We start from the raw sequence: 610 nt of genomic DNA, 5'->3' as shown, positions 1-610 counted from the left end.
ATATTTTGCGCGTGGTGTTGGTGCTGCGCTCTTCAAAGTTCATTCTGCATCAGCTCAAAGAAAACCGCCGAGAAACGACCGTCGCTTCTATATTGCTGTTGATGGTGATCCTCATAACGCTCGGTTCCACCGCCATGCTGTTTATCGAAGCCAAAAACCCAGCTGCGAACATCCGTACTGGAGCTGATGCTTTGTGGTGGGTCTTTGTGACCATCTCCACTGTGGGTTATGGCGATCATTATCCAGTGACCTCTGGAGGAAAGTTTTTAGCCGTCATCATCATCGTTTGTGGAGTGGGGATCTTCGGTATGATCTCTGGTGTGATTACGTCGATTTTAACCGCTCCGACTAAACAGCAAGATCACCGTTCTAAGAACAAAGAGCGGATGTTAGAACAGCTATTAGAACAGCAAGAACAAATCCTTGAGCGACTAACTCTTATCGAAGAGGAAATGCAGCAACGCAAAATTCAGACAAAAAAAGAGGACCTATCGGTCCTATTTCGCTTTAAATTAATGAAGATAGCGCTGCGTTACGCTCGCTTGTCTTATTTTTCACGCCAGTATGGCTGAGTCTCTACGCTGATTGCTCTTGTTTGATCCATTGCATG

Annotated in this window: 1 protein-coding gene; it reads left to right on the top strand. The window is 45.7% G+C overall.

Features of this window, described 5'->3' with window-relative positions; all coding sequences use genetic code 11:
• Nucleotides 1-572, top strand: a 572-nt coding sequence (locus R7093_RS26440; RefSeq protein WP_318147179.1) for a potassium channel family protein, incomplete at its 5' end; no start/stop codon positions are given.
• Between the last annotated feature and the right edge of the window lie 38 nt (nt 573-610).

The sequence above is a fragment of the Vibrio sp. 1580 genome, from assembly GCF_033340055.1.
The sequence above is the reverse complement of the archived record's forward strand: the minus strand, read 5'-3'. Positions and strand labels throughout refer to the sequence as shown.